The sequence below is a fragment of the Abiotrophia sp. HMSC24B09 genome (genome assembly GCF_001815865.1).
Lineage (GTDB): Bacteria > Bacillota > Bacilli > Lactobacillales > Aerococcaceae > Abiotrophia.
Window position 1 is genome coordinate 46,118 of sequence record NZ_KV822187.1, and the last position, 15,561, is coordinate 61,678.

Below are 15,561 nucleotides of genomic sequence, written 5' to 3' on the forward strand. Positions count from 1 at the left end.
TTAAAAGAACTCCTTCTCTTTTTATTTAGCGCTAAGGCCTTGGTTTAATTCATAAAGATCGCGACGGACTTGGTGTTTTTCATTGGTCAAGGTTTCCACAATGTCAAAAGTTGCCAATTGTTCATTCTTAAGACCTAAGAAGATACCAGCTTGACCTTCTAATAAGAGGTCAACCGCCTTGGAACCCATCAAGCTAGCGAAGACACGGTCACGCACTGTTGGGTTGCCCCCACGTTGAATGTGTGACAAGGTCACATCACGCACATCGTCACCAGAGACAGCTTCGTATTCCTTACGGAATTGAGCCGCTGTCATGACGCCTTCGGCCAAGACGATTAAGGAATGATCCTTACCGGCGCGACGGTTAGCAGCGATGGTTTCTGCGATTTCTTTTAAATCATAGGCTTCTTCTGGAATCACAATGGCATCTGCACCAGCAGCCACCCCAATCCAGCTAGCCATATCCCCTGCATGACGGCCCATTACTTCGACAATAAAGGTCCGGTTGTGGGAGGAAGCAGTGTCAGTAATTTTATCAATAGCATCTAGGGCCACATTAACCGCGGTATCAAAACCAATGGTGTATTCTGTCCCTGCAATATCGTTATCGATGGTCCCAGGAATCCCGATAGCTGGGAAACCTTTTTGGGTTAATTTCAAGGCCCCAGTAAAGGAACCGTCCCCACCCACAACAACTAAGGCATCAATGCCATGTGCCTTCATCTGTTCAATTGCCTTCTCTTGGATTTCAGGCTCCTTAAATTCTGGGAATCGAGCAGAATATAAGAAGGTGCCACCCCGTCTTAAGGCATGAGAGCAAGTCGCTACGTCTAAAGGTCTGAAGTCACCTTCATATAAGCCTTTAAAACCATAGTAAGCACCTACGACCTCAATGCCATGATGCAAGCTACGCTCTACGACAGCCCGCACTGCTGCATTCATACCAGGAGCGTCGCCACCACTGGTTAAGACTGCAATACGCTTCATGTTTCTCACCTCTAAGTTGAATTGTAATCAATCGACTTGGATTGATATCCAAGGCTTATTTTACCACTTTTATTGGCTAAAGTCATACATTTTTTCGAAATTAATAGATGTAATCGATTACTTGTAGATAATTTTGAAAGGAGCCAGTAGTTTTGCTAATTCTGCTTGCGCTTTCTGGCCATAGGAGACCCGATAGGCATCATCCAATTGGAAGGTCTGACGATTGCCATCGACTAAAATTATGGCTACTGGTCCAGAATATTGATCGGCAAATTTTCTTAAGCCTGGCAGAAAAGGTTTGAGGTCCTGGAAGGCCTTGACCTGGACAAAGCAACGTTGGAAAGGATGCTGATTAGGGCTAGTTGACGCCTTGGCTTCTTGTTCATTGACTAGCGCCAAACGCTTAATAATCAGCTGATGGCGTCCCTGGCGGTCTAGTTCGACCGTCCCTTCTACTAGCAAGACCTGTCCCTCCTTAAGCAGCGAGACATAGTGTCGATAGCTTTGCGGGAAGACTACCCCGCTAATGCTAGCTACTTCGTCTTCTAGTTCGAGGAAGGCCATTAATTCCTGTTTCTTAGTGTTAATGACCCGGATGCCTTTGACTAAGACTAGGGTTTGGACCTTGAGGTTTGGTTTGGCCGCTAAGATATCTCTTACTGACAACAAGTTGGGATGGGACTTGGCAAAGGCTTGATAAGTCGCTACCGGATGCCCTTCTAAGGAGAAGCCTAGAATTTCCACTTCCTTATCTCGCTTTTGGCTAGGGTTCCAGTCCTCCACCCATTCAATTCGTGGCTCTAGCTCTGGGAAGAGCGACAAATTGCCACCACTAAAGGTAACACTTTGCATGAGCTTGTCTAGGTTCTTTAGCAAGGTTGGCCGGTTCATGCCGGTATAGTCCAAGGCCCCTACACTAATTAGGCTTTCTAGCCACTCGTGTTTGAGCCATTTCTTAGGTAGACGCTGCATAAAATGTAAGAGACCGGTATATGGCCCTAAGAGCTGGCGGTCTTCTACAATGTGGCTGACAAAGTCATGGCGTAAGGTCCGGATGGCTGAGAGACCTACTTGGAGTTGCTGACCACTGACACTAAAGCCTATCTGACTCTCATTGAGATTGAGACCAAGGAGTGGACCTGTATGACGTTTGGCCTCCAGAATATAGTCGGCCATGGTCGTCTGGTTGGAACTGCCCATGTTTAAGAGGGCTTGATAGAAGGCTAGAGGATAATGCACCTTGAGATAGGCTAGTTGGAAGGCTAAGGTTGAATAGACCACCGCGTGTGAGCGGTTGAAGCCGTAGCTAGCAAATTCATAGATGTAATCATAGGTAGCTGACGCAATCTCAGCCTCTATCCCCTGCTCTCTGGCCCCCCTAATGAAATGCTCGCGTTCTCGTGCCATGACATCGGCTTGCTTTTTACCCATGGCACGTCTTAGCAGGTCGGCCTGTCCTAAGCTGAAACCGGCCATACGTTGACAGACCTGCATGACTTGTTCCTGATAGACGATGATGCCATAGGTAGGAGCTAAGATTTCTTCCAGGATAGAATGAATAGCCTGGTAACTTTCCTTGCCATGGCGACGCGCTACATAGTGGTCAATCTGCTTCATAGGTCCCGGACGGAAGAGCGCATTGACGGCCACAATATCTTCAAAGCGCTCAGGTTGCAACTTGCGTAGGACTTGCTTAATGCCATCTGATTCAAATTGGAAGACCCCGTTAGTATCCGCCGCCCTGAAGAGGGCCAGAGTTTGAGCATCTTCCATGGAAATTGCTTCAATATCAAAATCAGCTTGGCTCTTTTGAACTTGTTTAATGATGGTATCTAGCAGGTTGAGGTTTCTCAGGCCTAGGAAGTCCATCTTAAGCAGGCCAACCTTCTCCACATCATACATGGTAAATTGAGTCATAAGAGGTTGGTTAGGTCGTTCTACGACTGGAATGACCTGATCCAAGGCTTGGTCATGAATGACCACCGCCGCGGCATGGGTTGAAATGTGACGCGGCAAGCCCTCGATGGTTTGCGCCACTTGGAAGAGCTGCTGGTTGGTCTCAGATTGACTGACTAACTGGCGTAAGGCCGCCGACTTCTGATAGGCCTGAGGCAAGCTAATGTCCAACTCTTTTGGTATGGCACGTGCCCATACTCGCAAGGTCTCACTATCCGAACCTAGAACCCGTAAGGTATCCCGCATGGCCGCCCGAGCCCCGAAGGTCCCCAAGGTGGCAATTTGAGCGACCTGCTCTTGACCATAACGCTCGACCACGTAATGTAAGACTTGTTGCCGTTTATTATCGGGAATATCCATATCAATATCAGGCATGTTATAACGTTCCGGATTCAGGAAACGCTCAAAAAGTAAGTTGTATTGGATTGGATCGACACGTGTAATCCCTAGTAAGTAGGAAACCAAGGAACCAGCTGCCGAACCCCGACCTGGTCCTACCCGAATGGCATGACTTTGGCAGTAAACAATAATGTCCCAGACAATGAGGAAATAGTCGCTAAAGCCCATACTATCGATAACTTCTAGCTCATAGTCAAGCCTCTGCTGGTAGACCGCCAAATCAGCAGGCCTCAAGTCTTCTAATGCCGACTGAGTTAAGTCTCGCAAGTATTGACTAGCGGGCAAGTGGTCTGGCGTCGGAAATTTTGGCAGAAAAGCCTGATTTTGTGGCAAAGTTAACTGCATACGATCAGCTAGTTGGCGACTATTCGCCAAGCAGTCAGCCAAGCCCAATCGGATATACTGGGCTTCTAAATCAACCCAATTATAGACATAGTGGACTCCCTGCATGGCCCGTAGTTCCACGTCTAAGGTCTCATTAGCCCCAATGGCCTCCAGCACCTTGAGACTGAAGGCGTCACCCTGATTTAAGGTTGATACTCCCTGCCCCACTACTAGTGGAACTTGTTGGCTCTTAGCCCAGGCCTTCACGGCCTCGCCTTCAACTGGATTATAAGGGAAAGCCGCCACCCCCAGATAGACATTACTAGGCCCAAAGACTTGCTCCAAGCGCTCCAAAACTAAGTCAGCTTCTTGGTCCCCACTATGGATTAAGGTTTGCTCCACTTCGCTTGCATGGCCACAGGAAATATAGACTAGGTTGTGGCAGGACTGGGTCAGATAATCCCAAATAGCGCCTGGCGACAGAGGCTGATGGCTCAAACGTCGAATGAGGCCTATTAATTCATAATAACCGGCTTGATTGAGGGCATAAACTAGGAAGGGATAAATGTGGGTTTGCTTGAGAGCCCCAGGCAACTTAATGGTCGCCCCAATCATGGCCTTGAGACCAGCAGTCTGACAGCGATTATAGAAGTCTAGCGCCCCTTGAAGGCTATGGACATCTGCCAAACCCAGGATTTCATAGCCCCTTTGTTTAGCAGCTTCCACATAGGATGGAACCGTCAAAGTACTAGCTAAGAGTGAATTAGCAGAATGAACATTAAATAGCATGGCATTTCCTCCTCTCAAGCCCTTTTTATGGTCCGAACAGGCATTCGACCACTCTCTTCTTATTGTGCCATGAATTGCCTTAAAGTACAAGGTAGAGCTTGGCTTTCAGGAAATTTGGTTAAGAACTGGAAACAAAAACTTTTTCATTGTATTATTTGGCAAATATGCTACACTTATACTGTAAAGGAAAGAAGGGAAAGTATGAAATATATCGTCACATTTTTCTGGAGCTTCATCCTGGGACAAATCGTCTACTACCTAGGTAGCTCACTCACACGCGCCCAATACGATTTAGTGGGCGGGACCATTTTGGCTCTTGTCATTACGATTGTTGTCGCCATTGTGGCGCGAATCATGGAGAGTGTTCAAGGTGACAGCTCCCAAGCTCAAGCAAGCAATAAGGCGCATTCCTAATAGCCTAAATAAATAGCCCTAGCAGTCTGGATTCTTTATCCAAACTGCTAGGGCTATTTTTACTAGCTTGGGCCTACCAGCTTCCTAATTGATAGACCTGATAGAGTACTAAAACGGCCAAGAGACTAAAGAGCGAGCCAATGAGATAATATTCAGCAAAGGCGCTGTTCTTGGAAATTTTATCGTAGCGGGCGATGGATTTGGCCGTGAAGACCAAGCCCAAAGCGGCATAATTCTGGCTGACTAAGAGCAAACCTGTTATCAGACGCTCTAGTATCCCAACCGTGGCCCCTGCCCCTTCAATGGTCGCGTCATCAATCTCAATTTCAGGTTGAAAACGGCGGAAGAGAAAATGGAAAATCTGGTTAACAGGAGCTCCTAACCACAAGGCATAGAGAGCCGTCCACAGCCAGTTTGCATGGTAAGGCCAAGTCCAGCCTACCTTAGCTGCATAAAGGCTGGCGCCAAATAAAAGTAGCGCCATCAATAGAGAAACTTGCTTGGGCTTAAGTAGCTTACCTAAGCTGGCATTCACCAGTCCTAGGCCGATTAGCAGGCCAGCTGCGACCGGATTAAGCCCCAGCAGTAAGGCGCCCCAGACCAGGTAGAGCATCCAAGGCTCTAACCAAGTCAATCGCCCCTTTAAGAAAGCCCGCCCGTAAGGTCGGTAATAGGATTCGATTAGGGTCCAGCCTAGCCCATAGTAGAGGCCCATTGAATAAGTCGATATCATGCGCCCTCACCTCCTTGAGCTGCCTGTCTGGCTAGATTCTCAATGGCCTGATTGAGATCATTTTTGACATCCAAGTAGAGTTTAATGCCACTCGATTTCATGCGTTTGGCGAAGGCGCTAGAGGATAGACCAAGGGCTGTTGCCACTCGCTTCTGATCAAAGCGCGACTGATAGTAACCCAAGTCTAAGATTGTCCGGAAGGTTTCCATTTGCGATTGAATCCAAGAAGAACGAACAAACTCACTCAAGGCCAAACTATGATTCAAAATCGCATCCCGCTCATCTCGCCCTGTCAGCAGATAGATATGGACTGTCTCGTAATGATGTTGTTGATGAACTTGCTGAATGGCCTCACGCGCCCGCCAGTAAGCCGGGCCATCCGCCCCTAAGCTGACTGCGGGATTTATGCTGGTCAGAATTTCACCTAAGCCCAGGCCAAAACGCAGATTTAAGTCAGGCAAGGCCAGGCGAAGTTCATCAATCATTTGAAAGATAGGTGCTCCTACTTTAAGTAGTCCTTGGAATTCATCTCCCAAAGTTAAACTAAAGCATGAGGCTAGGTGGCCTTGATATCGCTCATTCAGGCCATTTAATGCTTGGCTTAAGGCTTCTTGTATTTTGGCACGATTGGCTAAACTGCGGGACTCAATAATGTCACCAATTAAAGCATAGTATTGATTCATATTAGCCTCCTTTCTTAAGTCCATTATAATAGACCCAATGGAAAAAGTCCACTATAATAGACCAAAAACCAAGGGCCTATAAACCCTTGGTTTTATTTACGATTAGTCTTTATCTTCTAAGGTTGAGCCACGAGCAATAAATCTGTGTGGTAAGATAATTTGATGCTCTTCCACTTCTTCACTGTTCATAATCTTAGTCAAAAGACGCATTGCTACCGCACCGATATCATAGAGCGGAATTTGGATGCTGGACAACTTAGGACGTACCATTTGGGTTAACATAGAGTTGTTACCAGTAATGATTTCAAAGTCTTGTGGGACTTTTACGCCACGATCTGTCAAGGCATTGAGGACAGCTACTGCAATTTCATCGTCAGAAATGACAGCGGCATTGGCCTTCGCTGCAATCAATTGCGCCGCAATCTTATCCCCATCTGCATAAGTGAATTGCTTTTGAATGACTAAGTCTTGCTTGAATTTAGCACCGGCTTCCTTAAGGGCTTCAGTATAGCCTTCTAAGCGGAAATCACGGTTAATATCAAATTCCCCAGGACCTGTCACCAAACCTACTTTACGGCCATGAGCCAAGAGCAAAGCAGTTGCCTCTTTAGTTGCTTGACGGTAGTCGATGTTAACGTTAGATAGTTCTGTATTAGATAGAATGGTCCCAGCAAAGACAACTGGTGTCCGTGTACGGCTAACTTCATGTTGGATACTTTCTTGGATGTCATTCCCCATGAAGATGATTCCGTCCACTTGTTTTGCTAACAAGGTGTTGAATACTTGTACTTCTTTCTCAGGGTTTTCATCAGAGTTGGCCAAAATAATGTTGTATTTGTACATAGACGCGATGTCATCAATCCCACGTGCTAAAGACGAGAAGAAGACATTGGTGACGTTAGGGATAATCACCCCAACTGTAGTGGTCTTCTTGCTTGCCAAGCCACGCGCGACTGCGTTAGGACGATAATCCAAGCGTTCGATAACTTCTGATACTTTTTTACGAGTTGACGGTTTAACGTTAGGGTTGCCGTTTACCACACGAGATACTGTCGCCATGGAGACGCCAGCTTCACGAGCAACGTCGTAGATGGTAATAGTTTGTTTTTCCATACCTTTTGCCTCACTTCCTAGGTAAACACTTTTGTACTCTTATAAAATACCACAAAAAAAACACTTTAGCAAGCGTTTTACTTACATTTTATCACCTATTTCATAGACTTACCTTGAAAAATGTTTTGAAAAATGAAAACTTTTCAAAAGTACATGTAAGCGAAATTTACATTAACCTGCCTCTAACTGGTTTAAAGCCTTATATAGAGCCATTTTTACCTAAGAGGCAAAAATAGGAGATAGTTGAAAATTATCTATAATTTGAACTTGGAGGATATAAGGGAGGAAAATTGCTGTTTTTTTGAGAGCAAACAAATCTCGATAGAAAAGATAATAAAAAAACAGCCGAGAGGGAACTCGGCTGCAACGGATTCGGCATATCCGTATCAAGAGGGGACTTCTACAATAGGCATTAGGGGATACCTATCATAAGAAGGGATAACTTAGTCCTTAACCTGACTAAGAAGGTTTAAATTGATTACCTATATCCATATGACTTCTGACTTGAAGCATTTAGTGATTTATCAACAATGTAAAATCGGCACGTTCACCTTGAAGTAAAAATCTAAATCTTCTATGATAAAGTTCATTAAGGGGATCATACGGACATAGATTCAATTTGTTAGAAGGGCTGCTACTGCCCTCCTTTAAATATTCCAAGAAACACTTAAAGCAAGACACTAACATCCTGTATAGACATTATACCGCATTTCCCAATATTATACATATCAAATTTTCGTTAGATGTTCACAATTACTTGAATGAAACGCGGTTTCGTGTTCCCATAAGAATGACAAAATCAATAATCATCACAACTTAAAGATTTTGACATACTCTAGTATATTTTGGGAGATAAGAAAAATAAAACAAGTATATAATCCGGAATCTTTAAAGAGAATGAATATACGATTAGGTAATAAAGTCCGTCATATTAATAGATTGAGTCCAAGTATCTATACAATATTGTAAATCAATATACATAGCAAAAGAGACTAACCTAGGTTAGTCTCCCCTTCTATCGATTAAGCTTTTCTAGCTTGGCGCCGCTCTGCCCTTTTCTGCTTACGGGCTTCCTTCTGGCGGTGCTCCTTGATTTGGTAATTGAGCTTACGTTTATAGCCAGGCTTAACCTTCTTCTTCTTGTTACGATTAATCATGGCTCTTACGGTTGGATCTTCCTTATCCTGCTTGGTGTCCGTCCGTTCCAAACGACGATGGCGTGACTGAACAGGACGGATTTCGCCCTTGACTAAGTCCACCTGTTGGAATTCAATGCCCTTGGCTTCTAATTCCACAATCGCCCGATCGTCATCCGGCGTCATGAAGGTATAGGCGGTGCCGGCCAGTTGATTACGCCCTGTCCGCCCTACCCGGTGCACGAAGAATTCCAGCTCCTTAGGCAACTCCGTGTTAATGACCATGGAAATACCCGGAATATCAATACCGCGCGCAGCTAGGTCAGAAGCCACTACATATTGGAATTCTAAGTCCTTGATTTGACGCATGACCCGTTTGCGTTCACGTGGCGTTAAATTCCCATGAATGGAGGCTACCTTGAGGCCACGTTCCTTGAGGTATTGGGTCAATTCTGCTGCATACTTCTTAGTATTACAGAAGACCAAGGCAAGGAAAGGATGGCCCATGGTTAAGAGATCATAGACCAAGGCCGAGCGGTCTCGCCCTTTGGTATTAATCAGGTAGTTATCAATCTTGCTGGCTAAGACCTCCTGAGGTTCAATTTGAATGAATTCAGGGTTGGTCACATACCTGTTGAGGAAGACCTCAAGCTGTTGAGGAATGGTCGCAGAGAAGACCATAAGTTGCAAATCTTCTGGCATGCGAGAAGCAATATCATCGACCACTTGAAGAAAACCTAAGTCCATAGTCATATCGGCTTCATCCACTACCATAATTTTGGCTGTCTGAACATGGAGGGCATGGCTAGCCATCAAGTCATAGATACGACCAGGCGTCCCAATGACAACTTGGGGTTGACCTGCTTGCAACTTATCCACTTGACGTTGCTTGTCTGTCCCCCCCATATAATGAACAACTCGCAAAGGCTCTGGGCTTGCGCTAGCCAGTTGCTTGGCCGCTTGGTAGAGTTGCGTAGCTAGTTCTCGGCTAGGTGCTGTAATCACCACTTGGACTTGGTCCAAGCTAGGGTCTAGTTGCTGGAAGATAGGAATCAAAAAACTATGAGACTTACCTGAGCCCGTTTGCGATTGGACAATCAGGTTACGCCCTTTGAGGGCATAGGGAATGACTGCCTCTTGTACTGGCGTTAGGCGGGAAAATCCCAGTTCCCCGAGTGCCTCCTTAATAAAAGGCGCTAGCTCGAGACTTTCAATGGTTGGCCTAGTCATAGGTCACCTCTTTCTTACTTTTGCTTATTTTGCTACCCGTTGGGCATAAGACTCCAAGGCAGCGCGGTAAATAATAGGGTTGGCGACGGTCTCTAATGGATAATAGAGACGGTCTTGGAAGGCTAATTCTTGGTCCGTCAAGCCTTGTCCAATTGCTAAGGCCAGCGTGTCAGCGTAGGATAGAATATTAGATTCTGAGCGCATTTTGGCCCCCAGAATGCGTCCTGTCTCCGCCTCAGTAATGAGCTTGAGATAAACAGGGGTTGAATCAGTTAGGGAGTAGTCGGCTGTAACCGTAACGGTCTGAGCTGGTTGGGCACTAGTTCCATTGGCTTCATGTTCCGTCTTAGCCACACTGACCACATATTGGCTGAAGATACGGGAGCCAATGACCCGCAGAGAAGTCGCTTGCTTGACGCGATTTTCCTTGAGGTTGAAGGCTGCAATCTGACCTGAACGAATGGCATTATTAACCAAGGCGATAAAGTCACGCCCTTGATCAGCATAAGGCACTTGAACTAGGTCCCCTACCGCAAAGACATCGGTCACGCTGGTTTCTAAGTAAGGGCTGGTCCAGATTGTCTTGTCTGGATTAAGCTCAACTTGATCCGCCACCAGGCTGCTATTAGGGAAGAGATTGACCCCCATGAGGATGGCATCTGCATAGATTTCATCACCATCTTCTAGGATAACCCGTAGTGGGTCGGTTTCAACAGAAGCTACCTTGCTTCCAACGCGTAGGTCGACACCCACGATTTCAATAGCGGCTTCGATTTCTTCAACAAAATCAGCATCAAAATAACGTTCAGCTAGGCTATCGTTGGCTTCAATCAAGGTCACTTGCTTATTAGAGTTAACTAAGGCTTCACAGGCTTCAATCCCGATTTGCCCCCCACCGACTACCACCACATGCCCAGCGTCTTCTAGGACCTCTAAGGCATGGTGGGCAGACCCAATGTCCTTAGTCGAAATAATAGCCGGATGGTCTAGATGGGCCACTAAGTGACCTGTTTGCTTAGAGCCCATAGCCAAGACGAGTTGGTCATAAGGATAATCTGTAATCACTTGGGTCTTCTTATCCTTAACTCGTAACCACTTGGCTTTCATGTCGACTTCAACCACTTGATGGCCTAGATAGAGTTGGACGCCAGCTGCCCGCACTTCTTTCTCCGAGATAAAGCTAGCCGCCTCTAATTGGTCTACCTCATGATTGAGGACTAGGTTCATCCCACTTGGAATGAAACCCACTGTTTCTTGGCTATCGAAGACTTGCACTTCCATGTCCGGGTAGAGTTGCTTGGCTTGGAGCGCACAGCTTAAGCCAGCAAAAGAACCCCCTATGATAATAGTTTTTGACATGACATATCCTCCCTTAAACTTATGACTTACACACTCTTAAGTATACGCCCTTTGGCGCCCTTTTCAACCGAAAATTAGTCTGCTTGGACAAAAACTTGACGAGGTTTAGACCCGTCTTGTGGCCCGATAAAGCCCTGGGCTTCTAAATCATCAATCAGACGTGCAGCCCGGTTGTAACCTATCCGGAACTTACGTTGCAATTGGGAGATAGAGATGGTCTCAAGACCCCGAATCAGCTCAACTGCTTCACCAAAGTATTCATCATCAGAGGCGCTGGCTGCTCCGCCAGTCTCATCATCGGATACCATCATGGTTTCATCATACTCTGCTTCCTGTTGATTCTTAACAAATTCCGTAATCTTCTCAACTTCAGAGTCAGAGATATAGGCCCCTTGGACCCGAACAGGCTTGTTCTTACCCATAGGCTGGAAGAGCATATCCCCACGGCCAAGTAATTTTTCCGCCCCATTGCTATCCAGAATGGTCCGGGAATCAATACTTGAGGAAACAGCAAAGGCCAAACGGGACGGCACATTGGCCTTGATAATCCCGGTAATGACATCAACCGATGGCCGTTGAGTGGCAATAATCATGTGGATGCCGGCCGCCCGCGCCATTTGGGCAAGACGAATAATAGCCGATTCCACTTCATTGCTGGCAACCATCATGAGGTCGGCTAACTCGTCAATGAAGACGACAATCTTAGGCATGGCTTCATAGCCAGTCCCCTGCTCTTTGTTATAGTTATCTACTTGTTCATTATAACCATCAATGTTCCGCACACCCGTCGCCGCAAAGAGTTCATAGCGTCGTTCCATTTCCTGAACCACTTTGTTGAGGGCTTGAGCGGCCTTACGCGGATTGGTTACCACCGGCGCCAACAAATGCGGCACCCCATCGTACATGGTTAATTCGACCTTTTTAGGGTCAATCATGAGGAATTTAACCTCATCTGGCTTAGCCTTCATCAGCAAGGAGGTGATGATGACGTTCATCCCTACCGATTTACCGGAACCCGTTGCCCCGGCAATCAGCAAGTGAGGCATTTTGCTCAAGTCAGCCAAGCAGACCACACCCGAAATGTCGCGTCCAAGTGGCACTTCCAAAATGTGCTTGCTTTCCAGAGCCGCATCAATGATTTCCCAGAAGGAAACAGGACTAACCTGGGTATTTGGTACTTCAATCCCAATCAAGGACTTGCCCGGAATTGGGGCTTCCATGCGGACATCGCGAGCCGCAAGCGCCAAGGCAATATCATCAGATAAGGAGACAATCTTGCTGACCTTAACCCCGATGGCTGGCTGAATTTCATACTTGGTAACAGACGGGCCTAAGTTGGCCTTGACTACCTTGGCCTGAACGCCGAAACTTTCGAAGGTCCGCTCTAACTTGGCGATGTTCTCATTAATACGGGCGTATTCTTCCGACTGGTCAACAGGCGGTATTTTCTTAAGTAAGTTCTTACCAGGCAGTTGGTAAGGTTTATGAGCCCGCGGTTTCTTAGCGGCCACTGGCGTCTGAGGCCCTTCTTGTTCCGCCATTTGATCTAATTGGCTGTCCAAGTCATCCCGCGTTAAGTCAGCTCGTTCATGGGCTTGGGCCTGCCAATGGCCGGCAGCGGCATCTGCTGCTGGCGCTAGTGGCTTGCTAGGTTCAAGTTCTGGTTCAACCGACGCTAAGTCCGATACTGGAGCTGGCTCTATATCGAAGACATTGTCTTCTGACTCCCAGTCCGCCTCCGCTGGATAAGGATTGGCCATAACGATTGGCACTGTGTCTTCTTGGGCGCCTTGGCCTTCTAGATAATCTAAATCTAAGACAGGAGCCTGAGCTCTGCTAGTCTCCTCACCTTCCCAGTTAACTACTGGTCGACGTCTGAGACGATTAGGTAGATTGTGCTCCGCATCATCTAGTTCCGGCTCCTGATCTTCCTCCTCGACAAAGCCAAAGAAACGCTCAGATAGTGATAATTTACGACTCGAAGATCTGCTTGGAGCTTGTGGAGCGGCTTCCACCTCATCTTCTGAATAGAAGACTTGATTAGCTGGCTCTTGCTCTGTTGCTTGGCTTGGCGGAAAGAGGCGCCGGCTAAGGCCTTGAATCCCTGTCGACATACGGGCAAACAAGCCTTGCCAAGCCTGCCATGGCAGATTGAGTAAGAGGGAGAATCCTGCTAGGAAGAGGATGACAACCAGCAGATAGGTGCCCCATTTGCCGAAGAGGTAACCAAAGGTCGCATAGGTCATGGCCCCTAGCATGCCGCCCCCCATTGGAACGCGGACTTGGCCCATCAAGATCTCATTGCGGAAAATCTGATAGGTCATAGAAAAAATAGACTGCGGCAGTGGTTCCTGGCCGATAAATTGGTTGACATGCAGTAGGCTGGTTAGAGCTGTCAAGGTCATGGCGCCACCTAGGAAATGCTGGAGCCGGACCACAAAGAGTTGGCCCTTGACAATCATGTAGAGGCCTAAGGCCAAGATAGGCGCTAGTAGTAGCGCATAGGTCTCCCCAACTAGAAGTCGAAAGCCATTAACAATCAGAGCGCCTAGCGCCCCCCATTGAAAGAGCCCTAGTAGAGCTACAAAACTTATCATAATACCCAGAATCAAATAGGTGGTATGTTCAGAGAGATTTAGGGCATGTTGCTGACGACTTGCTTGGGTCTTCTTACCAGGTCTTGAACCTGTTTTTTTCTTGGTGGTCGTCTTCTTCTTCGGCGCCATAGGGTCCCCTCCTTCATCAATTAGTAAAAATGTTCATCACTCGCTATTATAGCATAAAATCCCTTAAATAGCATGATTGAGCCCGACTTATCTAAGCAAAAAAACGAGGGGAAATCAATCCCCTCTTCCCAATTATCTATTAAAGCCGTAAACCAGCTAACTAGCCTTCAGGCACCTGTTGGGTCAGAATGCGCGGTCCTTCCTTGGTAATCACTAAGGAATGTTCATACTGGGCACAATTGCCCCCATCGCGGGTGCGTGCCGTCCAACCGTTATTATCCATCTTCATTTGCCAAGTACCAGTCGTAATCATTGGCTCAATGGTGATGGTCATGCCTTCCTTGAGGCGCAAGCCCTTGCCCTTGGTCCCATAATGCGGAATGCCTGGTTCTTCATGGATGGTTGGGCCAATGCCGTGGCCGATAAAGTCACGGACTACCCCATAACCCTTAGCTTCAGCATAGGTTTGAATGGCATGGCCGATATCTCCAATACGATTACCGACTTGAGCTGCTTCAATCCCCTTATAGAGAGCTTCCTTGGTCACTTCCATAAGGGCTTGATTCTCAGGGCTGACCTGACCGACTGCATAGGTCCAGCAAGAATCTGAAATAGCCCCTGCCAAATCCACGCAGAAGTCTACTTTAACGATATCGCCATCTTTAAGCACATAATTGGATGGAAAACCATGACAGATTTCGTCATTGACACTGGTACATGTCGCATATTTATAGCCTTCATAGCCAATTTGAGCAGCGACTGCCCCGGCAGCTTCAATCTTGTCTTGAACAAACTTGTCTACTTGAGCCGTTGTTAGACCTGGTTTAATAAAGTCACGCAACTGGACATGAATGCCCGCCAAAATCTCGCCAGACTTAGCCATAGCATCGATTTCACGCGGTGATTTTAAGGTAATCATGGATTAGATACACTCCTTCTTAGGCTAAGTCCACCGGCTGGTTCCAGACAAACTGAACCAGGCAGGCAACTTTATCCTTACTTAGATTATAAATTTGATGGTCAGTCACCCACTCTTGGTCGCTTAGAGGGACCAGCTGGCTTCGAATCTCAACTTGGTCGCTAGGCAGGAGTTCACTGCCGTACTTGATATAGCAACTAGAGTATGGCGATTGACTAGCTAATTGGTCTAGGGCCCAGCCAATATAGACCAGATTGTTAACATGACCATTTTCGTCGATGACCTCTGGCGTAATAGCTAAAGGCGACGTCTTACTTTCTTGAACTTGGTCCCCTTCCCATTTTACCGGATCAAAATGAGCTGGCTCTTCTTCTGCTATGACCAAATTGGCCTCTTGGAAAGACTCAATTGGTAAGCGCACAATCCGGCGCTTATCCAAGTCCAAGATGACATATTGGGCTTCTACAATGGCCAGCAGCCGGTCCCCTTCATAGAAGCGAAAACGGCGATTACAGAAGAAACGGTTGGCTTCGCAGAGCAAGGTTTCTACCCTTAAGTCTTCCTGACCCTGATATCGATCTACTAGCTCCAATCGGTATTGCGTAACAATCCAAGATTGGGTCTCACTGACAAAGGCATAGTTGAGTTGGGTCCGAACCACTTGGTCATGGGCGCCAGAGGTGATAAGAGCATAACGAATCATACGCTGGGGTTCAATAATCCCCTGCTTGTGGACTATTTCTTGACGTGGGAAAAACTTAGAAAAGCGGGTTTGAACCATCGATACACCTCT

Annotated in this window: 11 protein-coding genes; 1 reads left to right on the forward strand and 10 read right to left on the reverse strand. The window is 46.8% G+C overall.

The window, feature by feature from the left end; genetic code table 11:
• Positions 1-21: 21 nt before the first annotated feature.
• Together pfkA and HMPREF3093_RS00195 are read right to left on the reverse strand one after the other, a co-directional pair.
• The gene (gene pfkA, locus HMPREF3093_RS00190; RefSeq protein ID WP_070755052.1) at positions 22-987 is read right to left on the reverse strand and encodes a 6-phosphofructokinase; all 966 of its coding nucleotides are present in this window, start codon (positions 985-987) and stop codon (positions 22-24) included.
• A gap of 117 nt (positions 988-1,104) precedes the next feature.
• Positions 1,105-4,455 carry a DNA polymerase III subunit alpha gene (locus HMPREF3093_RS00195; RefSeq protein ID WP_070755053.1) on the reverse strand — a complete coding sequence of 1,117 codons (3,351 nt, stop codon included), beginning with the start codon at positions 4,453-4,455 and terminating at the stop codon, positions 1,105-1,107.
• Positions 4,456-4,656: 201 nt separating this feature from the next.
• On the opposite strand from HMPREF3093_RS00195, the gene HMPREF3093_RS00200 reads away from it, so the two are divergent.
• Entirely contained in the window at positions 4,657-4,869 is a 213-nt protein-coding gene (locus HMPREF3093_RS00200; protein WP_070755054.1) for a YjzD family protein, read from the forward strand.
• Positions 4,870-4,942: 73 nt separating this feature from the next.
• Here HMPREF3093_RS00200 and HMPREF3093_RS09905 read toward each other — a convergent pair whose 3' ends face one another.
• From HMPREF3093_RS09905 to HMPREF3093_RS00240, 8 genes are all read right to left on the reverse strand, one after another.
• Positions 4,943-5,602 (reverse strand): hypothetical protein, encoded by a 660-nt coding sequence (locus tag HMPREF3093_RS09905; RefSeq protein WP_070755055.1) that lies wholly within the window; start codon positions 5,600-5,602, stop codon positions 4,943-4,945.
• A complete protein-coding gene (locus HMPREF3093_RS00210; RefSeq protein ID WP_070755056.1) occupies positions 5,599-6,285 on the reverse strand; it encodes a SatD family protein in 687 nt (228 codons plus the stop codon). The genes HMPREF3093_RS09905 and HMPREF3093_RS00210 overlap by 4 nt, the downstream gene beginning before the upstream one ends.
• Positions 6,286-6,387: 102 nt before the next feature.
• Positions 6,388-7,398, reverse strand: a complete 1,011-nt coding sequence (gene ccpA / locus HMPREF3093_RS00215) for a catabolite control protein A (protein WP_070755057.1) — start codon at positions 7,396-7,398, stop codon at positions 6,388-6,390.
• 1,022 nt (positions 7,399-8,420) lie between these two features.
• On the reverse strand, positions 8,421-9,764 hold the full coding sequence (locus tag HMPREF3093_RS00220) for a DEAD/DEAH box helicase (RefSeq protein WP_070755058.1): 1,344 nt from the start codon (positions 9,762-9,764) through the stop codon (positions 8,421-8,423).
• Between the two features lie 24 nt (positions 9,765-9,788).
• Positions 9,789-11,123, reverse strand: a complete 1,335-nt coding sequence (locus HMPREF3093_RS00225; protein ID WP_070755059.1) for an FAD-dependent oxidoreductase — start codon at positions 11,121-11,123, stop codon at positions 9,789-9,791.
• Positions 11,124-11,197: 74 nt separating this feature from the next.
• The gene (locus HMPREF3093_RS09985; RefSeq protein WP_143227626.1) at positions 11,198-13,849 is read right to left on the reverse strand and encodes an FtsK/SpoIIIE family DNA translocase; all 2,652 of its coding nucleotides are present in this window, start codon (positions 13,847-13,849) and stop codon (positions 11,198-11,200) included.
• Between the two features lie 160 nt (positions 13,850-14,009).
• Positions 14,010-14,768 carry a type I methionyl aminopeptidase gene (gene map, locus HMPREF3093_RS00235; RefSeq protein ID WP_070755060.1) on the reverse strand — a complete coding sequence of 253 codons (759 nt, stop codon included), beginning with the start codon at positions 14,766-14,768 and terminating at the stop codon, positions 14,010-14,012.
• Between the two features lie 19 nt (positions 14,769-14,787).
• Complete coding sequence (locus HMPREF3093_RS00240; RefSeq protein ID WP_070755061.1) at positions 14,788-15,549, reverse strand: acyl-ACP thioesterase domain-containing protein; 762 nt, start codon at positions 15,547-15,549, stop codon at positions 14,788-14,790.
• Positions 15,550-15,561 lie beyond the last annotated feature (12 nt).